The organism is Cytobacillus horneckiae, from assembly GCF_002835735.1.
Classification (GTDB): Bacteria; Bacillota; Bacilli; order Bacillales; family Cytobacillaceae; genus Cytobacillus; species Cytobacillus horneckiae.
In genome coordinates this window covers 355,840-379,186 of sequence record NZ_PISD01000008.1, presented here as the reverse complement: position 1 = coordinate 379,186, position 23,347 = coordinate 355,840, and the positions used below count along the sequence as shown (strand labels likewise).

Here is a 23,347-nt window from a genome sequence, read left to right as displayed (position 1 = left end):
TGGACGATATAGCGGACACTGTTTACTAAACGAGACAATTAATTTTATATAGGAAAATATGAAAATACACATTTTTTATTATCATTTCTATCATTCTTTCATTCGTCAGTATGTAGGGGAAAATCTTAGAGTTGCAGAGATGCGAAAAAGGTGTTCTTTATAGAGAAATAGAAATATAATATTGGTAAATAGTTACTAAAAAAGTGGGGTGTCTTTCATGTGGTTTTGGTTGGCTGTTCTCTTAGGACCAATTATCATCGTCGCGCTAATTGAAGAAAGCATACAATTTATCCTTCGCCGCTTTGTAGGAAATAGCCCTGCTAAAGCAGAGAAACGAGGGAGCAAAATCAGGAATATTTTTAAAAGGAGCAGTGTTTCTTAATTGAAAACAAAAGATTTGCCCTTTCTGTGTTAGGTTAGATAAGATAGTTAACAGTAACAATTAACAATGGAAAGATATGAAAAAGGATGAGCGTTATGTTTACATTCACTTCAGAGGCAATTGAAGCAATTCAATCATTTCAAAAAGATGAAACTACACCATCTTACGTAAGATATCGGATTGCGAACGTCTGCTGCAATCAAATGCAATATGACTTAGCGATGACTGCTTCTGCCATGCCACAAGAGAAAATAATTAACTTTAATGGCGTAGACGTACTATACCACCCGGCTGATTTGAAATATTTAGAAGGAACCGAAATCGATTATAAAGATGATGGATTTTTTATTCGATCACCCCATCCGTTAGTGGCCACATTTTAACAATAAACAAGAGCCGATGATTAGTCATTGGCTCTTGTTATAAGCTGTTCAATTGTTTTATCATTTCTGGATGATCTTGCTTTGATGAATTGACAAGGGTAGACACAGGATACATTTCCATCGCTCCTTCATCATATGGAACAAGGAGCTTTGATAGCTGCACTGTTTCGCTGACTGACGAATTAAGCCAAAAATCATAATCCTCCTCATTTAATATAACCGGCATTCGGTCATGCACCTTTTCTGTCACTTTATTAGGTGCAGTAGTCAATATCGTACAAGTGACAAGGGGCTCTTCTCCCTTATCCCAGACATCCCAAAGCCCTGCAAAGGCAAAAGGCAAACCGCTTTTCATTACAAATCTGTAAGGCTGCTTTCCTTCGTTTATTCGCTTCCACTCATAAAATCCGTCAGCTAATATTAGACATCTTTGTTTTTTAAACGGTACTTTAAAGCTTGGTTTCGTTTCAATTCCTTCTGAACGTGCGTTAATCATTTTATATCCAGTCTTTAAATCTTTTGCCCAACTTGGAACTAGTCCCCACTTCATTGACTTGCCAATCCTTGCACCTTCTTGCTCAATGACGGTTAATATTTGCTGTCCCGGTGCAATATTATATCTTGGGCGCTCTTCATCTGCATAATAAAATTCAAATCCTCTTTGTAAATTTAAAACTTCTTCTGTTAGCGAAAATCTGCCGCACATATGATTCAGCACCTCCAATCCATCTTTATTGTATATGAAAAAGGAAGGCTTTCACCTTCCTTTTTCATATTTCTAATAACGATCAGCATCATGGCCCATATTTTCTGCATTTTTAGGAGCGTCATCGCCATCTTTATCTCCTAATGGGCGTCCTTTATGTTTTCCAGTTTCTTGTTTTGCATTTGCCAATCCTTCTCTTAAGCGGCGTCCATATTCCTCATCCGCTTCTTCGGCAAGTGCAATCATTTTATCTTGAATCACTTTGGCGCATGTAGATAAATCTCCGACTAGGTTGAAGATTAATTCATCCTGTTCCCATTTCTCGAATTCGCGATAAGTATTGCCTGCCTGCTTCGTATTATTTGTTCGCTCAATCGATTCCCTGACTAAATGTCCTTGTACCATCGGCGTATGTTCCTTGCCTGTCTGCTTCGCTTCTTTTAAACCGCCAAGATCTGATGGTTCATAATTTATATGCGGATTTTGTCCAGGTGCTTTATCTACATAGTAAGACATTGCCCCGCCACGCTGATTCGTTTGCGCCTGCTTTTTAGGCGCATTGATTGGCAATTGCAAATAGTTTGCACCGACGCGATAGCGCTGTGTATCTGAATAAGAGAATGTTCTACCTTGAAGCATTTTGTCATCAGAAAAATCTAAGCCGTCCACGAGTACACCGGTACCGAATGCAGCTTGTTCCACTTCATTGAAATAATCTTCCGGATTTTTATTAAGGACCATTTTACCAACATGTTTCCATGGAAATTGGTCCTCCGGCCAGAGCTTCGTGTCATCAAGCGGATCAAAATCCAGTTCCGGATGGTCATCATCACTCATAATTTGAACATAAAAATCCCATTCCGGGTAGTTACCTTCTTCAATTGCATCATACAAATCTTGTGTGGCATGATTAAAGTTTTTTGCCTGAATTTCTTCCGCTTCTTTTTGAGTTAAGTTTTTTATCCCTTGCTTTGGCTCCCAGTGATATTTTACGAGAACGCCTTCTCCATTTTCATTTACCCACTTATATGTATTCACTCCAGAGCCTTGCATTTGCCGGTAGTTTGCAGGAATTCCATACGGAGAGTATAAAAATGTAACCATGTGAAAGCTTTCAGGCGAGTTAGCGCAAAAATCAAAAAATCTTTCAGCATCCTGAATATTTGTTAATGGATCAGGCTTAAACGCATGGACCATATCAGGGAATTTCATTGCATCGCGAATAAAGAAAACCTTTAAGTTATTGCCTACTAGATCCCAGTTTCCGTCCTCCGTATAAAATTTAGTGGCAAAGCCGCGCGGATCACGCAACGTTTCCGGGGAATGGCCGCCATGAATAACGGAAGAAAACCGAACAAATACAGGTGTTTTCTTTCCTTTTTCTTGAAATAATTTTGCCCGTGTATATTGCGACACTGGCTCATCTCCAGCCATACCAGTCGCTTCAAAATAACCATGTGCGCCTGCACCGCGGGCATGGACGACACGCTCAGGGATTCTTTCTCTGTCAAAATGACTGATTTTTTCAATAAAATCATAATTTTCAAGAGTAGCAGGACCGCGATTACTCACAGTTCTAATATTTTGATTATTTGTTATTGGATGCCCCTGCCTTGTTGTTAACGTTTCATCTGTTTCGTGGTTTGTCTCTTTTTCATTATTATTCATAATTAACCTCCTTTGGAACTATTTACAATATTCCCGATTAGTTTCTTTTCTATTTATCGATTTCAAAAAAATTACATATGGGAAGTAAATAATAAGGAGATTATTTTCCAGAGTACTTTTTTATGGCCTTACTACATATAGTTCGCCCTCATAAGCAAAAGAAATTCTGCCCGTTTCCTCAGAGACGACAATGACTACTGCATCAGTATGTTCTGTCAGTCCAATAGCTGCTCGGTGCCGCGTTCCGAGCTTTTTTCCATTTGCCTGTTTCTCTGTCACCGGCAAAATATTTCCTGCAGAAATTATTTCATCTTTTCTAATCAATGTCCCTCCATCATGGATAGGGTTACCCGGATAAAAGATTGTTTCTAATAGAGTGTGACTTACTTTCGCCCCAATAGGTGTCCCGCTATGAATAAAGCCATCGACTTTGATACTTCGCTCAACAATCATCAATCCACCATGGCGTTTATTAGATAAGTGCTGAGCAGCAAGAGATAAGATAGAAAATTGTTCAGTATAAGGAGATAAATAATGTTGTAAGTAATATGTGGAGGTTAAATTATGCGCTTCATTTACAAGCTTTTGCAATTTTTCAAACTCTGTAAGGATACAGCAGTTAATTTCTTTCCAAGAAGATGAAAGATGGTTCAACTGCCCTTGAATATCATTCACATATCTCTCTATATCATTTTGATATTGATTGATGCCGTAGTTCACATCAGTCATCCTCCTTTTTGTATGTATAACATGTTATTACGTTTTCCAGATTGTTTATTTTTATCCTAAAAAAGAAGGCGAATCTTAACAAGATTCGCCATGATTGTAGACAAAGTGAAAATTAACCATATTTTATTTGGATATGAAGAGGTGTCCGCTCGACTCCTGCGGTAGTAGCGAGACCGTCTTGACCCGCGAGGTGCGTAGCGTGAAGTGGATCGCTCCATGCTGGTACTGTTCGCCTCTTTAAACCTCAGTTATAAGGACAATCCACTCTAATCAGCCACGTAATTGGAACCGTAATTGTGACTAGTCCGCAAAAAATGGTCCTTTCGTATACTCCTATTTATTTCATTACCGATTTTCTGTAGCAGCCTCATGATAAGAAAACTTGCCGGATAGATAGAGCTGAACCGCTAATAATTTCTCTTCTAGAGTAAATTTCCCCATTAGAGAAACCGCACCTCCAATTGATAGACGTGTACAACAATTGGGGTGCATTTCAGTGCCGAAGCGGCTCAACGTTCACCCTCGGTAAGCCTCGGAAAATCCCTAATCGGCACCTTTTAGAACAGGAAATGAGTTTGTCTTCAGCCTCAGCTAATTTTAATAAGATTAGCTTTCATAATTAAATAAATAATAGAATCATTATTAAGCTGATGATGCCTACGCAAAGAGAAGCGAACAATCCTGTTAATAAAGGTTTCAAGCCTAGCTTTGTCAATTCCTTCAAACTCACCTGCATGCCTACTCCTGCCATCACCATTGTAATTAAAAACTTCGATAAATCATTCAAAGGTATCTTTACTATTTCTGGAATCAGTCCGATTGTGTTTAACAAACTCACAAGGAGGAACCATAAGATGAACCAAGGAAATGCTTTTAAAATGGATGAATTCACCTTACTCTTTGCAGATTTTTTAATTATAAAAGGGAGGAGGAAGAGCAGAGGGAGCAGAAACAATGTCCGTGCTAATTTCACAGTCGTAGCAGTATCTCCAGCTTGATCCCCATATAAAAACCCGACAGCAATGGCTGATGATGTGTCATGCACAGCAGTACCCGCCCAAATCCCAAATGAAGTCTCACTTAGTTGAAAAAATTGTCCGATAATTGGATATGTAAAAAAAGCAAACAAATTGAATAATACAATAGTAGAAATAGCATAGGCTGTTTCATTTTCTTTCGCCTTCACGACCTCTTTTACTGCGGAAATCGCTGTGGCTCCGCATATACTTGTCCCCACTCCAATAAGAAGGGATAAAGTGTTGTCCAATTTAAGCATTTTCCCAACAAGCACTGTGAGAATGATGCCTAAACATACTGATGTAAAAATAATAAAAAAGGATTGCTTTCCTATTGTAGCAATTTCATGCAAATTTAAACCGACGCCTAATAATATGACAGCAAATTTTAAAAATCCTTTCACAGTATAATTAATTCCATGCTCAATCGTTGGAGAAATGCCGATTGTATTACGAATGAGCATTCCAATTAATATAGCAAATAAAAGATTGCCTAATAGCGGAAAATAACCGCCTAAAATCGTTGCCAGCACTGCAACAGCTGCTGCAATTAAGATGCCAGGCAGCAATCTTATGGCTAATGATGACTGACTCAATGAATTCACTTCTCCTTACTTCTAAAAGCACTTACATATAACAAATTTATCCTAACAGAGTTCTCCATTCCATACAATGAGAAGAGTCATACTCCAAAATAAAAAAATGCAGCTAACCTTTAATTACTTTTTTAGGCTAAAACAACTTCTTGAATTTCATTCCTTACTTGTTCAGTTATTTGAAATTCCTTTTCTAGATAATAATCAAAATTTCCATATTTTTGCTCAATGGCTTGTTTGGAAGCAAGTAAATAATCTTCTTGTAAAAGGAATGATTCCCTGAACTCTTTATGCTCTGTTTCGTTAAAGAATGCAGCTGTTTTATGAAAGATTTTATTATGATAGTTTTCTAGCGCATGATTGGAAAATAAATAATCCTCCATGATCGTTTCAAATGGTACACCGAGTGTCATTTGAATAATCATTGCGCCTACTCCAGTACGATCACGGCCACCTGTACAATGATGTACTAACGGAAGGTTTTCTTTAGGTTTTTTGAGGAAGTTCATTAACCTTTTATATGATGGGTTATTTATCGGCATTTCAGTGTAGATTTTCAAAAAGTGAGCACGCGTAAATTTACGATAATATTGCTGATCAAATTGATTGTTAACAAATATATTATTAATGACGTTCTCTTCATCCATTACAGAAATTCTTTCATTAATGACACTTTCCAATATCGGATCTGGCTGCCTGTTTGCTTCTTCAAATCTTCGATAGTCGAAAATTCTTTTTAGATTCAGGGCCGATATTTGGACGATGTCATCTGCAGTTAAGTCTGTCAATGCCGCTGCCCTAAATAATAACCCCTTCTTGATTGTTCTCCCATCTGCTGTTTGAATGCCTCCCATATCACGGAAGTTCACTGCACCTGTTAGAGGCAGAATATTATTTATCATTATATTTTCATTCATTTGAATTCCTCCATTGCCGATTAAAAATGAACTTGAATCGCTTTATAGCGTGTTTTCCTTATTTAACTGTAGTGCAAATTGGGCAATTTCCTGAACAACAGGTATTCCTTTTCGAGTTCTCGTATTAAACATGACGAAAACCTTTTTACATCTAGTTAAAAGCTGTTCTTCTTGGTTATAAATTTCCTGGTGAACAATAAAGCTCTTATTCCCAACATGTGTGAGCGAAGTAATGATCTTTAATTGATCTCCTAATCTTGCTTCTTGTTTATACGAAACATCAAATTGAATAAGGACTGTGCCTAACCCTTTTTCATCAAGCACTTTTCTTCCGATTCCAACCATCTCATACCAATTAATTACGCCCTTTTCCAAATAGAATAAATATTTCATATAATTCATGTGCCCTAAATGGTCAATATCTTCCGCCTTAACGACAATGTCTATCATTTTTTGCATTCTTCTTCCCCCATTTATAATCAGAGGCAAGGAGCATGATGAACTCCTTGCCTCTGATTGATTCATTCCCACCATGGATAAAAGTCGGGTAAATCCTTACTTGGCTTCATTTGAAAGTTAGGCTTCCGTTTCTCAAAGAAAGAGTTAATGCCTTCTCGTACGTCTTCCTGTTGACCTGTCCATTGAATCATCTTTGATTCTATTAAATGCGATTCTCGCGGATGATTAGCACCCATCATTTTCCACAGGAGCTGTCTTGATAGTGTAACTGAGATAGCTGATGTATTTTCGGCAATCTCTTTTGCAATTTCGCGGGCAGTTGAAAGCAAATCTTCAGGCTCCACGACTCTGCTCACAAGGCCGATATTTAATGCTTCTTCTGCCGGTACGATTTTACCTGTATAAACAAGTTCTGCCGCACGGCTAATCCCAACAACGCGCGGCAAGAACCATCCACTGCATGCCTCAGGAGTAATTCCTCTTCGTGCAAATACAAAACCTATTTTTGCTTTCGTGGAAGCAATTCTAATGTCCATTGGCAAAGTCATTGTTGCACCAACTCCAACTGCGGCGCCATTTATAGCTGCAATAATCGGCTTTTTCAATTCATATACACGGAGGCTGAGGATTCCTCCTCCATCACGAAATTCATTAGTAGGTGTGTCTGTATTTTTAAAGCTGCTTTCTCCCCGTCCTAAGTCAGCTCCAGCACAAAATGCTTTTCCGTCTCCAGTAAAAATAATGGCACGTATATGATCATCCTTATCAGCCTCATCAAAGACATGAAGTAGTTCCGTTAACATCTCTCTATTAAAGGCGTTCATATTTTCCCTGCATAGCGTAATTGTCAATATCCGGTCTTTTACTTCTGTTTTTAATGTTTTGTACGTCAAAGTTTGCATCAAGTTCACCCCATATTATTATTTTATAAGTATAAATAGTCAGAAAACAAGCTTTATATTATGTTTACAGATAAGATACCTTCTTCATGAAGGAGCTTCTTTGAACTACCCACCACTTAACACTTATACGAGCTGTTTGAAGGAAGGGATTTCTAAGAACACTTTCGTAACCAAAAGTTTTGATTAGCTATCCCCGTAGTCCATACGGTTAGAAGTCTGATCGCTTCGACTTCAATGTTTTTACTTGCGTTAAGAGCCTTGGCATGGTGCATCCCACGTCTTTATTCCGATAGCCCCAACAGGAACAGCGTTGACTTGATGGGGAATTCTTATCTACGGTGACCACTCGTTTCCCGTACCATTTCGCTTTGTATTCTAGGATAATTGAGATAGCTGAAGCTATTCTTAGTCCAAAGGCGATTCATCCCCCACCTACTCATTGGGATGTTCGCTCTTCGCATTCCTTGAGGAGGGGTTTCTCGACTATTTTTGATAAAATAAACATTATCTCCTGTTAAAATTTTTCTTCTGTCTTCTCCATTGCCCATTGGGTTAATTCTCTTACAAGTGAGTCAAGATTCTTAGATCTTTCATCTGCAGTCTGCCCCTTTCTCCAGCGATAGTACATTTGCTGCATAATGACAATATGTTTGAAATAGCCAAATACCATATAATAATTCATATTTGAAACATCACGGCCGCTCTTCTTTGCATAGGCTTCAATATATTCATTCCTTGTCATGAATCCCGGTCTTAAAGTAATTGGAGAATTTGATAAATGATTTTTAAACAATTCCGGATCGTCCTTTTCATGCCACAGAACTAAAGCGGAAGCAAGATCCGTTAATGGATCTCCAACAGTGCTCATTTCCCAATCAAGAATGCCTGAAATTTCACCTAAATTGTTCTCAGAGAACAATACATTTTTCAGATGAAAATCATAATGAATAAAAGTTGGAGGCTGTGAAATTGGTCTGTGGTCTGCAATCCATTCTATTAGCTCCTCCATATATGGAACTTCCTCTGTTTTTACATTCCTATAGCGTCCAACCCACCCATTCACCTGTCTTTCCAAAAATCCATCAGGCTTCGTGAAGTGAATAAGGGTTTGTTTCGTTATATTTAAGTGCATGAAGGTCCACAAGTGCATGTACCATGGAATGTGACACCCTTTGGAAAAGCTGCTGACTTCCATCTTCGTTATTCGGCAGGACCTGACCAAGTAAAACACCACTCTTAAGCTCCATTAAATAGAAGGGCGCACCAATAATCGCATCATCTTCAATATAATAAAACGGCTTAGGTGCTAGGGGAAAAATGGGACTTACAGCTTTAAGCACCTGGTACTCCCGTTCTATATCATGCGCTTTTGTATTGACTGGTCCTATAGGAGCCCGGCGGATGACAGCCTTCCAGTCTCCAATTTCCACTAAATATGTTAAGTTTGAACGGCCTGCACTAAATTGCTTCACTTTCATATCATCATCACTTATGCCGGCAAATTTATTCCGCAGCAGCACTTCCAGCCTAACATAATTAAATACTTCCCCATTACGGATCTGAATGGTATCGTTACGATGATCGTGCAAGGTCACATCCCTCCTTTCATGCTATTTATTACAATTTTGATGTCTCCATTTCGATTAGTTTCGTTCTTAAGATTTTCCCGACTGCCGTTTTTGGTAGCTCGGTTTTAAATTCAATCACACGGGGTACTTTGTATCTTGCTAAGTTCTCATTGCACCAATTTACAATTTCACTCTCATTCAGCTTCATTCCATCCTTTAATACGATAGCCGCTTTAACCGTTTCGCCCCGGTAGGAATCTGGGATGCCATATACACAAACTTCCTTCACTGCAGGAAGTTTATATAAAACTTCTTCTATTTCCATTGGATAAATATTGTATCCTCCTGCAATGATCATGTCTTTTTTTCTGCCAGAAATATAAAAAAAGCCGTCCTCATCCATATAAGCAAGATCACCAGTATACAGCCAGCCGTTTCTTAACGCTTTTTCTGTCTCATTTTTATTCCGCCAATATCCTTTCATAATTTGCGGCCCTTTTATAATCAGCTCGCCTATTTCTCCTATTGGCAATCTCTTTGTTCCAGTTTCCATATCTACGATTTGCGCATCTGTACTTGGAACTGGGATGCCGATACTGCCTACTTTTCTTTGATCAGTGGGATTTTTATGTGTCATCGTCGTTGCTTCTGAAAGCCCATATGATTCAATAATCGGTGTTGCAGATTTTTCTTCAAATGCTTTCATTACTTCTAACGATAATGGTGCAGAACCACTGCCAAATATTTTTATAGAATTTAACGTCTCGCTGTTTACATCAGGATGATTCAGCAGTGCAATAAACATTGTTGGAGATCCGCTGAAAATTGTAGGCTGAAAATCCTTTATTGTTTCTACTAAAGAATCTAATTCAAATCTTTTTATTGGATAGTATGTGCCACCATTATAAACAGTCGTATTCATTATTGTTAAGCCCATCGCATGAAACATCGGGGCAATGCCAATTACTCGCTCCCAGCTATTCAAATCACTGCTAGTAATCATATTTTGAGAGATATTACAGACAACGTTCTGATGAGTAATCATTACTCCTTTGGAACGTCCTGTCGTCCCTCCAGTGTATTGGAGAATAGCAATATCATTTTCGACCTCGACCAGAATGCTTGGCGGAGAATTTTCCGCCTTATTTATCCAAGTATAAAGAGTTTGCTTATCTTCATTTGCACCATCAGCAAATATACAAATCACATGTTCTATATGTTTTAGTTTTGGCTTTTGGAATTCGTTGCAGATTAGCCAAGTAGCTCCTGAGTCTTCTAAAATATAATCAAGCTCACGCTGCTGATACATTGGATTAACTTGAACAACTGTTCCACCTAATCTTTGTACAGCATAAAAGGAGATCACATATTCTAAGCAATTCGGGAGCATGATTGCAAACATATCACCCTTTTTGAAACCATTTTCATATAGGGCTGCTGCAAACTTGTTTACTGCTCGTTTCAATTCTGCATAGGTCGTTTCATGGTAATTTTCTTTTACCGCAATTTTATTTGGATGCTGTTCTGCAGCATTTGAAAGAAATTGATAAATAGAGTATTGTGCTGGCGCTATTTCATGAGGCACTCCAGTTGGATAAAAAGCCTGCCACGGTTTATTCAAAATAAGCACTCCTTTTTTCATTTAAGAAAGTTATTTTTCACGCAAGCTACGCAATCAAAAGAGGAAGCATGAACCATGATTGCAAATGGATTGCTGGAAGAGCTCAGTATTTCTCGTTAATTCCTCCTTTCTTATATAGAAAACGCTTTCAGTTCTATCGAGTACGAGCTTAATAAGTGATCAATTTTGTACAGTCCTTATCACATTTTTAATGCAAATACCATGCCAAAGTTCATCTAATTACAGCAAAGCCGCTGCTTGTTTGCTAACGCGTTTGAATGTTATGCAATGAACTGTTTGATTTTGCTTACACCTTGTATTTATTTGAATACAATTGTTAATTTATCAAACACTTCATTCTCCACGGCTATAATAAAAGCTAGAGTTAAATGCAGCATTGCATTGTCACTCTAGCTTTACTATCAACAATTTACTTTGATGATTGCTTTTCCCCAAGTTTTTCTCGTACCTAGCAAGTCTAATACTTCGGGAACTTGATTAAAGGCGTATTCATTGTAGATAAGTGGATTAATTTTTCCTTCATTATATAAGATCATTAATGATTGATGTGCTTCATGGACTTTTTCTGGAAAAAGCTTTGCATACAGTCCATAATGAACACCAACAACAGAATAATTCTTTATAAGAATATGATTCGTTGCCACTGTTGGGATTCTGCCCTCCGCGAAACCGATGACTAGTATTCTCCCATCGAATGCAATACATTTGCGGGATTTATCAAATACATCTCCTCCGACAGGATCATAAATAACATCCGCACCTTTTCCGTTCGTTTCGTTTTTTACTATACTGACAAAGTCTTCGGCCAAATAGTCAATTACGATATCAGCTCCGATGTCTTTACACACTTTTACTTTCTCCGGTCCGCCTGCTGTGGCAATGACAGTTGCACCGATGGCTTTTCCTAATTGAATGGCTGCCGAACCTACTCCTCCTGCACCTGCATGCACCAATAACACCTCGCCCGCTTGAAGCTTTGCTCTATCAACTAATGCATAATATGAAGTACGATAAGTGATGCTGAAAGCAGCAGCTTCTCCCCAAGGAATAGAGTCTGGTATCGGAAAAACATGATCTTCAGGAACGGATACATATTCCGCCAGTCCGCCTTTTGGCATTTTTGGTAGCGCCATCACACGCTGACCTCTTTTGAAAGCTCCCTCCTCATTCGCGTCCGTAATAACACCGGATATTTCAGAGCCGAACGTAAATGGGAGCGGCGGTTTTTCCTGATACTTTCCTTGGCATAAAAGAATGTCAAAGAAATTAAGTGCAGCAGCCTCAACCTTAATGCATACTTCGTTTTCTTCCCGTTCTGGCATCTGTTTTTCTTTGATTTCAAGCGCTTCCCTCGGCTCTCCTAATCTCTCCACCGACCATAACCTCAACGTTTTTCACCTCCTAAGGATGCTTGTCATTTTACTTTAATTATTTGTTATATTGCAGCACTTTTTCTTTATTCCAGCCTGATTCTTTTGCAATATTTTCTCGATGCTCCTGTGGCGATCCTAAATAATTTTCCAATGACCTTGCACGCTTTAAAAATAAATGGCAATCAAACTCCCAAGTAAAGCCCATACCGCCATGATTTTGAATATTGGCATTCGCTGTCCGAATAAATGCTTCAGAGTTATAGGATTTTGCCATCGATACTGCTTCAAATGTATCTCCTGCCTTGTTCTCGACAGTCCATGAAGCATAGTACGAAAGCGAGCGGGCATTTTCAAGTGCCAAGAGCATATCGACTACTTTATGCTTTACTGCTTGAAAACGTCCGACTGGCTGCCCAAATTGTTCACGTGTTTTCACATACTGAGCTGACATATCAACCACTCGGTCCATGCCTCCGACCATTGTTGCAGACCAAGCCGCAGTTAATTCATTTAAACCTGCTTTTAAAATTTGATCTCCGGCGCTTTCCTGCCCTAGCAAATTTTCCTTAGGAACAAGGAAGTCAGAGAAACTTACTGTAAATAGAGTCCGCGTTTCGTCGATGCTTTTTACCGGCTGACATTCAGCATGAAGCTGATGATCAACAATTAATAATGAAACATCTTGATTACTTGCACCTGTTCGTACAGCCACAATCATTAAATCAGCGAATTCGGCATGCGCCACGAGAATCTTCGCGCCATTTAAAACATAGTTGTCACCTTGCAGATCTGCCTTCAGTTGATTTTTCCGATCATCTATTATCGCAAGTGTAAATTTAGTTTTTCCGCTTGCAACATCAGGTAAATACCTTTTTTTCTGTTCCTCTGTTCCAAATTCGTTTAGTAATGGAATGGCAAAAGCAACAGTTTCCGGATAAGGGCCTGGAATAACTGCACGGCCCATTTCTTCCAATATCGGTAATATTGATAAATGGCCTAAGCCTATACCTCCGTATTGCTCTGGTACATTTATTCCCATAAAACCAAGCTCTGCTAATCCACCCCATAATTGTGTTAGGATTTCCTGTTTGCCTTCCATATAGTTTCGTGGAATCGCTAAATCACCTTTGGATTGTAAGTATTGGCGCGTCGTTTGTTGAAACATTGTTTGCTCTTCATTAAATGCGAAATCCATATTTTCACCCCTAAGAATTATTTTTTAATATCTTTTGGCAAACCTAAAATGCGTTCAGCAACAATATTTTTTTGAATTTCTGATGTTCCACCTTCAATTGTGTAGCCAAACGAGCGCAAATAATCTCTTTGCCAGCTGGCGTCAACGAGCGCGTCCTCTTTCCATAATGTATTTTCCGCTCCTTGCAGGCTCATTGCATAGGCAAGCATCTCCTGGCCCAATTCACTTGAGGCAAGCTTATCCATAGACCCTTCAGGACCTGGTTTACCTGTCCGAATTGAATTTGTTAGATGGCGGTAATAGCTAAATAGCAGCGCTTTCGTTTTTGCCCTGAATATGGCTAGATTTTGCTGAACAATTGGATCTAAAATTAATGGGCGTCCATTTTTCTCTAATGTTTCCGCTAATTCTACTAATTCATCAAACTGCTTTTGTAGCCTGAAGGTTTGTCTTGCAACACCCACTCTTTCGTGGCTTAATAAAGTAAGCGATACTTTCCAGCCATTGTTCACTTCGCCTACAATATCTGCATCATCAGCAACGGCGTCATTTAAATACACTTCATTAAAATCATACTGGTCATTGATAGAGCGAATCCCTCTTGTTTCTACACCCGGCTGATCCATCTTCACAAGGAATGCCGTAATTCCTTCATGCTTTTTGCCTGTATTTTCAGTTCTAGCAAGCAAAAAGCAACGATCAGATAAGTGGGCATAACTTGTCCAAATCTTCTGTCCATTTATAATCCATTTATCCCCTTGTTTTACAGCCTTAGTTTGTAATGAGGCTAAATCAGAGCCGGCATTTGGTTCTGAATACCCTTGGCACCAAATTTCCTCTCCGTTTAATATCTTCCGGACATATTTTTCTTTTTGTTCTTCTGTACCGATGTCAAGCAGCGTTGGGCCGACCATTGCCGTACCAATGATATTTAATACCGGGGGAGCTTTCACTCTTGCCATCTCTTGTTCATAAATTACTTCTTCTATGAGCGTGGCTCCTCTCCCGCCATATTCTACCGGCCATGAAATTCCCGCCCAGCCTCCTTCAGAGAGCTTCCTCTGCCAATCACGCAGGAATTCTCCTTTGCCTTTATTATCTGCTGGTATATTTCTATTTCCATCCAGCCAGCCTTCTGGCAGGTTTTCCTCAAGCCATGTTCTTAGCTCCGTTTGAAATAATAGCTCTGATTCTGAATAGGAAAAATCCATTTTAGTTCCTCCTCTATTTAGTGAAATATTTACTTTTTAATTTTTAAGCGGCGCTTTTAATATCTTCCCTGTTGCATTTTTAGGTAATGATTCTCGGAAATAAATGTTTTTTGGCACTTTATAGCGGGCAAGATTCTGTTTGCAAAAGGCCTTAATGTCTTCAGGACCTATATCGTTATTTACAACGAGATAGGCAGCAATCTCTTCTCCAAATACCGGGTCTGACTCCCCTAAGACTGCGCATTCAACTATATTTGGATGAGTGTAAAGCACTTCCTCTATTTCTCGGGGATATACGTTATAGCCTCCTCTAATGATCATATCTTTCTTCCTGTCAACGATGTACAAGTAGCCGTTTTCATCTCTTTTTGCTAAATCGCCTGTATAGACCCAGCCATCCTTTATTGTCTCTTTCGTTTCCAGTTCTTTTTTATAATAGCCTTTCATTGCGTTTGGTCCACGGAAAATAATTTCTCCAACTTCTCCTGTCGGAACTTCCCTGCCAGCTGGATCAATGACTTTTAATTCAATTCCTGGTAAAGGCAGTCCGACAGATCCATGTCTTCTTTCAACATTAGGAGGGAAACAGCTTATCATCACTGTACTTTCTGTTTGGCCATAGCCTTCACGCAATACAACGCCCATTACTTCTCTAACTTTGTCTATTGTTTCTAGAGGAAGTGAGGCACCTCCGCTTCCTGCAATTCTTAAATTTGAAAAATCAAGCTGATAGATAGAAGGGACAGCAAGAAACATTGTATACATTGTTGGAACACCTAAGAAAATAGTAATCTTATTGTCTGCCAGCCTATGTAGAATCGGTTCAGGAACGAAGCGCTCTTCTAAGTACACCTTGCATCCTTTATTAACCGCTTGCCAAAGACCCTGCAGTTTTGCGTAAGCATGGAAGATTGGCAACACGACAAGGATGCGATCTTCTTTTGTTAAGCTGTTCATCTCTGTGCAGGTTTTTGTCATCCATTTGAGATTACCGTGTGTAATAACTGCTCCTTTTGGGCTGCCGGTTGTTCCAGAAGTGTAAATGATTTGTGCAGTGTCATCCAGCGCTTTCTCCTCAAGAAAAAAGTCTTTATTGTGCCCATTCACTTTAGACCAATGAATGCAATGCTTAGATTCTGTTATTGAAATAACCATTTTCACCGTATTCAATGATGGCCGGGCGCTTTTCACAGACTCAATTGCATTCTCATCAGCAATGACAGCTTCTGCATCTGAGTCATTTAGAATATACGTTATTTCCTTCTGTCTAAAAGTGGGATTAATGGGGATGACAGTTGCCCCAAGAGAGAGCAGGGAGAAGTATGCAATAATATATTCCGGTTTATTCCCCATCATCAAAGCAACATGTGAACCATTTTTAATCCCATATTGCCTTAATCCTGAAGCTTTTTCCTTTACCTTTTCGGCTATTGATCCGTAAGTTAGTACTTTGTTTTGAAAGAAGATAAACTCGTCTTTTGGATACTTCTCAGCGGAGTTAAATAATAATTGACTCATATTCATTATAAACACCTCCTCAAAAAAGCTTAGTGAAAAATGAATGCGTTTACAAAATGATGATTGGGGTTGTCTTTTATCTATATGCAAATTATGTGCCATGCTAGTTCAATATTTTTAATTGCTATCATCAGTTTTAATGCTTGTTGCTGTCTTATTCATCAGACATTGTCTTTTTTATGAGCATCAATTGTCTGCTTTTTAAGAATCATATCTATAGAAATAAAAATACCCTACAGAACAGACTCTTTTAGAAAGTGTCTACTCTATAGGGCGCAAATTAATATTTTCTTGTTCTTTTCACAATTGTGACGCTCGTATTTTCGAGGCATCGATCAAATCAACGATGGATTGTAAATCTCCTTTATCAAATAGCTCAATCATTTTGCTTCCGACGATAACACCATCACAATAAGTAATCATTTCCTCCACCTGGTCAGGAAATGAAATGCCAAACCCTGCCAATACTGGGATTGGGCTTAGCTCTTTTACCTTTTTCAGATGGGCGCCAAGCTCCTCTTTGAAGCTGCTTCTAGCCCCTGTTATTCCATTAACCGTTACCGCGTAGACAAATCCTTTTCCTCTTTTTGCTATTTCTTCTATTCTGCTAAGAGGGCTTTGCAATGTGACGAGTCGAATCAATTCAATATGGGCTTCTTCAAGATACGGAACGATTAATTCCTCTTGTTCAATAGGCATATCCGGTACAATGAGCCCATCGATTCCTGAAGCCTCAATATCTTTAATAAATTGTTCGAATCCATAGGCCATCATCGGATTTGTATAGGTCATGAATAATAATGGAATATGGACAATTGGACGGATTTCAGCTACTGCTGCAACTACATCCTTTAAGGTTGTTCCTTCTTTTAATGCTCTGATTCCTGCTTGCTGAATGACCGGACCGTCAGCTACTGGGTCAGAAAAAGGAATGCCGATTTCAATCGCAGTTGCACCTGCTTTTTCTAGGAAAGTAATCTTTTCTTTTAAACTGTCAATTCCGCCATCTCCGGCCATAATATATGGAACAAATGCTTTTTGATTATTTTTCTGCAAGTTTTGAAATACTTTTTCTATGCGGTTCATTAATTTGCGCCTCCCAACCGTGCTCTGACTGCATCCACATCTTTATCACCTCTGCCTGACAGGCAGATAACCATGCTTTCTTGCTTGTTCATCGTTGGTGCCAGCTTTAATGCATAGGCAATCGCATGCGCACTTTCTAAAGCTGGAATAATCCCCTCTGTTTTGCAAAGCAGCTGAAGGGCAGATAATGCTTCATCATCTGTAATTGAGTCATAATTGACTCTACCAATCTCTTTTAAATAGCAATGCTCAGGGCCGATTCCTGGATAATCCAGCCCTGCTGAAATTGAGTGGGCTTCTTGAATTTGACCATGCTCATCTTGCAGGAGATACATGAGTGCACCATGAAGGACACCTGGCGTTCCTTTTGTTAATGATGCGGCATGTTTATCCGTATCTAGACCGAGACCAGCCGCTTCTACACCATAAAGGCGAACCGATTCATCATTAATAAATGGATAAAACATGCCAATAGAGTTGCTTCCTCCACCTATACAGGCAACGACAGCATCAGGCAATTTGCCTTCTTTATGCTGAAATTGCTCTTTCGTTTCCTTCCCAATGACACTTTGAAAGTCACGAACCATCATTGGAAACGGATGCGGCCCCATCGCTGATCCGAGAATATAATGCGTATCCTCGACGTTTGTCACCCAATATCTTAGCGCTTCATTAACGGCATCTTTAAGTGTGGAGCTGCCGGAGTTTACCCCTACTACTTTTGCACCTAGCATTTCCATTCTGAAGACGTTTAGCTGCTGCCTTTTTATATCTTCTTCTCCCATAAATATAATACAGTCCAAGTTTAATAGAGCACAAGCAGTTGCAGTGGCAACACCATGTTGGCCCGCTCCCGTTTCTGCCACTACTTTTTTCTTGCCCATTCTTTTTGTGAGGAGTGCCTGGCCGAGTGAATTATTTATTTTATGGGCACCGGTATGATTTAGGTCTTCCCGCTTTAAATAAATTTTTGCGCCTCCGGCATAGTTTGTTAAGTTTTCTGCGAAATATAAAGGTGTTTCTCTTCCGACATAATCTGTAAGCAGTGTGTTTAATTCAGTTTGAAACGCGGGATCCGCTAATGCCTTTTTATATTCGGCTTCCAATTGAAGGATTGCTTGCATCAGTGTCTCTGGTACATATCTTCCCCCGTATATGCCAAATTGCCCTTTATCATCTGGATAGATTGTTGTAGCTGTCATTTTACTTCCTCCTTAACAGTACTTTTGGCGGCTTCAATAAATGCCTTGATTTTTCGATGATCTTTTTTTCCGTCTGTTTCTACTCCGCTACTGACGTCGACCATATATGGATTGGTTTGCCGAATCGCTTCAGCGACATTTTCCGGCGTGAGCCCGCCAGCAAGAATCACTTTTTTATCAATCAGCTGAATGCCCTCAAGCACAGTCCAATCAAAAGCGGTCCCATTTCCCCCGCGATACCTTCCCCTCGGACTATCCAGCAAATAATAATCACACCCATACCCATCAACCTGCCGCAAATCCTCCCTCGCCCCAACATTAAACGCTTTTATAGTCTTGATGGTACCTGTCACCCCCAGATTTCGACAAATTTCGGGAGGTTCGTCGCCGTGGAGCTGGATGGTGGTTAGGCCTACTTCGGAGGCGATGGCTGTCATGTTTTGGATTGTTTCGTTTACGAAGACGCCTACTTTTAGAATAGATGTAGGCAGTTTCTCCATGATTTCTTTTGCCTGTTGTACTGTCACCTTTCGTTTGCTGTCTGCGAATACGAAGCCTAATGCGTCTGCGCCACACTCAATTGCAAACTGAGCTGTCTTTATGTCTGTAATGCCACATATTTTAACTTTCATGATGATTTACCCTCTTTTCTTTTTTTCCGCTATCTGTACTCTTCATGGTTTTCAATAGTTTCTCTACATCGTCTGCTTTCATGAACGCTTCACCAACGAGAATGCCGTCTGCCCCTGCGCGAATCACTCTTCCGACATCTGCGGAAGTTTTCATGCCGCTTTCACTAATTAGGAAGGCGCCTGAACTTTTTATGAATGGGGCTAACTTCTCGGTCATACTTAAATCAACATGAAAAGTATTTAAGTCTCGATTATTTACTCCGATGATTTTTGCACCCAACTCTATCGCCTGCTTTGCCTCTGCTTCATTATGCACTTCTACAAGCACTTCAAGCTCATTGGCTAGAGCAAATGTATACAGACGCTTAAGCTCTGCAAAATTCAAAGCAGCGACAATAAGTAAAATCAAACTCGCACCAGCTTCCTTTGCCTGGCTTATTTGCGATTCATCAATGATAAAATCCTTGCACAAAATGGGAAGGTTAACTGTTTCGTACACCGCTGCTAAATCTTTGTGGCTTCCTTTAAAAAAAGTTTCATCAGTCAGTACAGATATGGCATCAGCGCCGAAGTCCTCGTAATTCCTCGCCTGTTCCTTTGGATCAAGCCCTTCATTTATTACCCCTTTTGAAGGAGATGCCCTTTTAAATTCCGCAAGGACAACGAGACCGTCTGCTTTTTCCAGCTTATGCAATAAAGATCGCTTTTTTGTTTCTATTGGAGCAGCAATATGACTGCCGCTTTTTAATTTTTCTACTTCTCTTTTTTTAACTAAAATAATTTTGTCTAATATAGAACCCACTTACATCACCTTTTCTGTCATTACTTTACTGAGCTTTGTTAATTCCATTAACTTATAAAGAGCAGCCCCAGAGTCAATTATTTCTTTTGCCTTGTCTACACCTGCTGCAATACTGTCTGTTTTTCCGCCTGTAAAAATTCCAATGCCGGCATTTAACAAAACGGTTTCCCGAGCTGCACCTTTTTCACCCTTTAATACTTTTAATAAAATGTCAGCATTCTCTTTGGAATCCCCGCCGCGAATTTCATCATTGGAATAAACGGATAATCCTACCTCTTCGGGATGAAGAGTTTTCACATGTATTTGGCCACTATCGAGCACGGCCATATAGTTCTCTCCCTGCAATGATGCTTCGTCCATATATCCTGCTCCATTAAGGACAACCGCTCTTTTTCTTCCTAAGGTCTGCAATACTTCCGCAAACATTTCTACTAAATCTCGGCGATAAATTCCAAGCAGTTGATTTTCCAATTTAATTGGGTTAATGAGCGGACCAATTAAATTAAATGTCGTTGGAATACGTAAGTCCTGTCTTACCTTCATTATCCGTTTAATTTGCGGATGGACATGCGGTGCGAACAAAAAGGCAATCCCAATTTCCGCTAAAATTTCCTCAGTACGTTTCACAGGCAAATTCAGATTAATCCCTAAATGTTCAAGAACATCCGCACTTCCCGTTTTACTGGAAACACTGCGGTTCCCATGCTTTGCAACTGGAATCCCGGCAGCGGCAATAACAAATGCCGAAGTTGTACTGATATTAAAACTCTTTGATCCATCTCCTCCAGTACCGCAATTATCCATAATATTAGGAATCTTCTTATTGAAGAATAACGACCTTTCCCTTAACGCACGAACAATTCCGGCAATTTCCTCTACAGTTTCACCTTTTGTTTTTAGACTAACTAAAAACGCTGCAATTTCACTATCCGTAACTTCTGGTGAAAAAACTTGAGCCATCGCCTCCATCATTTCTTTTTCTGTAAGTGAATCTCTTTCAGATAAGCGTTCTAGAATGTTTTTCATTTCCGCTTTCCCTCCTGGATAATTGAATAAAATGAGATAAAATCTTCTTTCCACATCCCGTCCCGACAGATTCAGGATGGAACTGAAGGCCATACAATGGATACTTTTCATGTTTCACTGCCATAATTTCATCATCATCCAATGATTTTGCCAATACTTTAAAGGCTGCAGGCAATGTTCCCTTCTGTATAACTAATGAATGATATCTCATCACTTCCAACGGCTGCGGCATATATTGAAAAGGCTCAGAACCATTGTGCATAAGCATAGATGTTTTTCCATGCATGATTTTTTTAGCCTTATCAATCCGAGCCCCAAAGGCATAGCCAATTGCTTGATGCCCAAGGCAAATTCCTAATATTGGTATGCGCTTGTAAAATTGCTGTATGAGTTCCACACAGATTCCGGCATTTTCTGGTCTTCCCGGACCTGGCGATAAAACGATACCTAAAGGTGCCATTTTACCGATTTCATCAATAGTCATACAATCATTTCTTACAACTTTTACATCCGCCCCTAATTCACCAAGATACTGATAAAGGTTATAAGTAAAGGAATCATAATTATCAATTAATAAAATCATGGTCTGCCTCCAAAAATGCATTTAATTTATGAATCGTTTCTTCATATTCCTTTTCCGGAATCGAATCGTGAACAATGCCAGCCCCAGCTTGAATATAAACTTTGTTATCCTTAGCAACCATCGTCCTGATCGCTAAAGCAAAATCCATATTTCCATTAGCTGAAAAATAGCCAATTGCGCCTGAATAAATGCCCCGTTTTACCTCTTCTAGCTCATTTATAATTTCCATCGCTCTTATTTTAGGTGCACCTGACACTGTACCTGCTGGCAAACAAGCTATTAACGCATCAACATTAGAAAATCCATTCTTTAAAATGCCACCTACTTCAGAAACAAGATGCATGACATGTTTATACCTTTCAATCTCCATGTATTTGCAAACATTTACAGAGCCGAATGTGCATACCCGGCCTAAATCATTTCTTCCTAAATCTAACAGCATTCGATGCTCTGCCATTTCCTTCTCATCTTCTGCTAATTCTTTCTCTAGCAGCTGATCTTCCTGATCTGTTTTCCCTCTAGGTCTTGTCCCGGCAATCGGATTGGTGATTACTTTATCTCCTGATACCTTGACAAGACTTTCTGGTGATGCCCCCGCAACAATGAAGTCTTCAAAGTCAATATAGTACATATATGGTGATGGATTTTGCACCCTTAGCCGGCGGTAAAAGCTAAATGGATCACCGTCTATATTTGCTGTTAAACGCTGTGACAAAACAACCTGAAAGATGTCACCTTCGACAATATAATCCTTCGCTTTCTCAACCTTTGCAATATACTGATGCTTCTCCATCATTGGCTTGAAGTTGGTAATTGCCACATTTTTTGTTTTTTCTGCAGCCCCTTCTGTAATTTGCTTTATTCTTGCCGCTATCTTAATAGCTAACTCATCTCGAGACGATTGCATTGGGATTCCAAGCAGAAATACTTTTTGTTCAAGATGATCAAAAACAGCCAGTTCTTCAAAAAACATAAAATATACATCAGGTACGCCCATTTCATCCTGCTGCGCGCTCCCGATATTTTCATACTCCCTAATGCTGTCGTAGCCAGCATACCCCACCGCTCCTCCCGTGAAAGGAAAGGTTTTTAATAATTCATGATCATATCGTGTCAATCGTTCTTGAATGACTTCAAGCGGCTTTTTCTCCAATACTTTCTCTTCATCTTTGCAAACGATGGTTTTGCCGCCAAATCCTTTAACCTCATATATCGGATCGGCACCAATGAATGAATACCTCCCCGATTTTTCATGCTTTAGCGAGCTCTCAAACAAAAACTTCTTCTTTCCTTTTAACCGTTGATAGATAAGAATCGGAGTTAATGTATCCCCCTCGATTTCCTCAACTAAAATATCGCCATGTACTGGTTGCATTTCTATCACTTCTCCCTTTAAAAATAAAAAAGTCCCCTATACGCGCAAAACTGCTGCGTATAGAGGACGTATCTGCTGAACGCGGTGCCACCTCTTTTTAGAACGAAAATCGTTCACTCCTTCAAGTACGGATAAAGTGAAACCGGGGGTTATATTGCCCGTTAAGTAATAATTTCATTTATCGATACTCTATCCTTTTAACGGCGGAAATCCGTGCCCCATACTAGAATTCAGGGTGCCTCTCACAAGTCCATTCAGTTATTCCATCGTACCAGCTCCCACCAACGCCAGCTCTCTGTAACGATTCAAGATTAACCTACTACTCTTGTTCAAACGATTTACTATATTTTTTTCCAAATAAAAAAGGGCTCTCTCC

Annotated in this window: 23 protein-coding genes, 1 pseudogene and 1 other annotated feature; of the genes and pseudogenes, 2 read left to right on the top strand and 22 right to left on the bottom strand. The window is 39.5% G+C overall.

Annotation, left to right across the window (positions count from 1 at the left end; translation table 11 throughout):
* Positions 1-217 precede the first annotated feature (217 nt).
* On the top strand, positions 218-382 hold the full coding sequence (locus CWS20_RS27910) for a hypothetical protein (protein WP_157090548.1): 165 nt from the start codon (positions 218-220) through the stop codon (positions 380-382).
* A 95-nt stretch (positions 383-477) separates the two neighbouring features.
* Positions 478-765, top strand: a complete 288-nt coding sequence (locus CWS20_RS05065; RefSeq protein WP_066199387.1) for a HesB/IscA family protein — start codon at positions 478-480, stop codon at positions 763-765.
* Positions 766-802: 37 nt separating this feature from the next.
* Here CWS20_RS05065 and CWS20_RS05060 read toward each other — a convergent pair whose 3' ends face one another.
* The 22 genes and pseudogenes from CWS20_RS05060 to trpE form a co-directional block, all read right to left on the bottom strand.
* Complete coding sequence (locus CWS20_RS05060) at positions 803-1,471, bottom strand: SOS response-associated peptidase (RefSeq protein ID WP_066199394.1); 669 nt, start codon at positions 1,469-1,471, stop codon at positions 803-805.
* Between the two features lie 72 nt (positions 1,472-1,543).
* The gene (locus CWS20_RS05055; RefSeq protein WP_066199395.1) at positions 1,544-3,139 is read right to left on the bottom strand and encodes a catalase; all 1,596 of its coding nucleotides are present in this window, start codon (positions 3,137-3,139) and stop codon (positions 1,544-1,546) included.
* 120 nt (positions 3,140-3,259) lie between these two features.
* The gene (gene cdaS / locus CWS20_RS05050; RefSeq protein WP_066199398.1) at positions 3,260-3,868 is read right to left on the bottom strand and encodes a sporulation-specific diadenylate cyclase CdaS; all 609 of its coding nucleotides are present in this window, start codon (positions 3,866-3,868) and stop codon (positions 3,260-3,262) included.
* 619 nt (positions 3,869-4,487) lie between these two features.
* Complete coding sequence (locus CWS20_RS05045; protein ID WP_241504137.1) at positions 4,488-5,489, bottom strand: YeiH family protein; 1,002 nt, start codon at positions 5,487-5,489, stop codon at positions 4,488-4,490.
* Between the two features lie 122 nt (positions 5,490-5,611).
* Positions 5,612-6,397 carry a tyrosine-protein phosphatase gene (locus tag CWS20_RS05040; RefSeq protein ID WP_066199400.1) on the bottom strand — a complete coding sequence of 262 codons (786 nt, stop codon included), beginning with the start codon at positions 6,395-6,397 and terminating at the stop codon, positions 5,612-5,614.
* 42 nt (positions 6,398-6,439) lie between these two features.
* Positions 6,440-6,856 carry an acyl-CoA thioesterase gene (locus tag CWS20_RS05035; RefSeq protein ID WP_066199403.1) on the bottom strand — a complete coding sequence of 139 codons (417 nt, stop codon included), beginning with the start codon at positions 6,854-6,856 and terminating at the stop codon, positions 6,440-6,442.
* A 62-nt stretch (positions 6,857-6,918) separates the two neighbouring features.
* A complete protein-coding gene (locus CWS20_RS05030; RefSeq protein WP_101226243.1) occupies positions 6,919-7,758 on the bottom strand; it encodes a crotonase/enoyl-CoA hydratase family protein in 840 nt (279 codons plus the stop codon).
* Between the two features lie 152 nt (positions 7,759-7,910).
* Positions 7,911-8,155, bottom strand: a pseudogene (locus CWS20_RS05025) (zinc ribbon domain-containing protein); the annotation flags it as partial.
* A gap of 117 nt (positions 8,156-8,272) precedes the next feature.
* Positions 8,273-8,890 carry a phosphotransferase family protein gene (locus tag CWS20_RS28920; protein WP_276328292.1) on the bottom strand — a complete coding sequence of 206 codons (618 nt, stop codon included), beginning with the start codon at positions 8,888-8,890 and terminating at the stop codon, positions 8,273-8,275.
* On the bottom strand, positions 8,841-9,347 hold the full coding sequence (locus tag CWS20_RS28915) for a phosphotransferase family protein (protein WP_276328291.1): 507 nt from the start codon (positions 9,345-9,347) through the stop codon (positions 8,841-8,843). Before CWS20_RS28915 ends, CWS20_RS28920 begins: the two co-directional genes overlap by 50 nt.
* A gap of 28 nt (positions 9,348-9,375) precedes the next feature.
* Entirely contained in the window at positions 9,376-10,956 is a 1,581-nt protein-coding gene (locus tag CWS20_RS05015; RefSeq protein WP_241504143.1) for a long-chain-fatty-acid--CoA ligase, read from the bottom strand.
* Between the two features lie 413 nt (positions 10,957-11,369).
* Positions 11,370-12,356: an NADPH:quinone oxidoreductase family protein gene (locus tag CWS20_RS05010; protein WP_066199410.1), complete on the bottom strand. Its 987-nt coding sequence runs from the start codon at positions 12,354-12,356 to the stop codon at positions 11,370-11,372.
* Between the two features lie 40 nt (positions 12,357-12,396).
* Positions 12,397-13,536, bottom strand: coding sequence for an acyl-CoA dehydrogenase family protein (locus CWS20_RS05005; RefSeq protein WP_066199413.1), 1,140 nt, complete (start codon positions 13,534-13,536; stop codon positions 12,397-12,399).
* A gap of 17 nt (positions 13,537-13,553) precedes the next feature.
* The gene (locus CWS20_RS05000; RefSeq protein WP_066199419.1) at positions 13,554-14,747 is read right to left on the bottom strand and encodes an acyl-CoA dehydrogenase family protein; all 1,194 of its coding nucleotides are present in this window, start codon (positions 14,745-14,747) and stop codon (positions 13,554-13,556) included.
* Positions 14,748-14,783: 36 nt separating this feature from the next.
* A complete protein-coding gene (locus CWS20_RS04995; protein ID WP_066199421.1) occupies positions 14,784-16,271 on the bottom strand; it encodes a class I adenylate-forming enzyme family protein in 1,488 nt (495 codons plus the stop codon).
* A 294-nt stretch (positions 16,272-16,565) separates the two neighbouring features.
* The gene (gene trpA / locus CWS20_RS04990) at positions 16,566-17,351 is read right to left on the bottom strand and encodes a tryptophan synthase subunit alpha (RefSeq protein WP_066199423.1); all 786 of its coding nucleotides are present in this window, start codon (positions 17,349-17,351) and stop codon (positions 16,566-16,568) included.
* Complete coding sequence (trpB, locus tag CWS20_RS04985; RefSeq protein WP_066199428.1) at positions 17,351-18,553, bottom strand: tryptophan synthase subunit beta; 1,203 nt, start codon at positions 18,551-18,553, stop codon at positions 17,351-17,353. Before trpB ends, trpA begins: the two co-directional genes overlap by 1 nt.
* Complete coding sequence (locus CWS20_RS04980; RefSeq protein ID WP_066199430.1) at positions 18,550-19,185, bottom strand: phosphoribosylanthranilate isomerase; 636 nt, start codon at positions 19,183-19,185, stop codon at positions 18,550-18,552. The genes trpB and CWS20_RS04980 overlap by 4 nt, the downstream gene beginning before the upstream one ends.
* Positions 19,175-19,987, bottom strand: a complete 813-nt coding sequence (trpC, locus tag CWS20_RS04975) for an indole-3-glycerol phosphate synthase TrpC (RefSeq protein ID WP_066199432.1) — start codon at positions 19,985-19,987, stop codon at positions 19,175-19,177. Before trpC ends, CWS20_RS04980 begins: the two co-directional genes overlap by 11 nt.
* Positions 19,988-21,013, bottom strand: a complete 1,026-nt coding sequence (gene trpD, locus CWS20_RS04970) for an anthranilate phosphoribosyltransferase (RefSeq protein ID WP_066199435.1) — start codon at positions 21,011-21,013, stop codon at positions 19,988-19,990.
* Positions 20,985-21,596 carry an anthranilate synthase component II gene (locus CWS20_RS04965; RefSeq protein ID WP_066199437.1) on the bottom strand — a complete coding sequence of 204 codons (612 nt, stop codon included), beginning with the start codon at positions 21,594-21,596 and terminating at the stop codon, positions 20,985-20,987. Before CWS20_RS04965 ends, trpD begins: the two co-directional genes overlap by 29 nt.
* Positions 21,580-22,971, bottom strand: a complete 1,392-nt coding sequence (gene trpE / locus CWS20_RS04960; protein ID WP_066199440.1) for an anthranilate synthase component I — start codon at positions 22,969-22,971, stop codon at positions 21,580-21,582. Before trpE ends, CWS20_RS04965 begins: the two co-directional genes overlap by 17 nt.
* A 59-nt stretch (positions 22,972-23,030) precedes the next feature.
* Positions 23,031-23,314 (bottom strand) — a binding site (T-box leader).
* Positions 23,315-23,347: the final 33 nt, after the last annotated feature.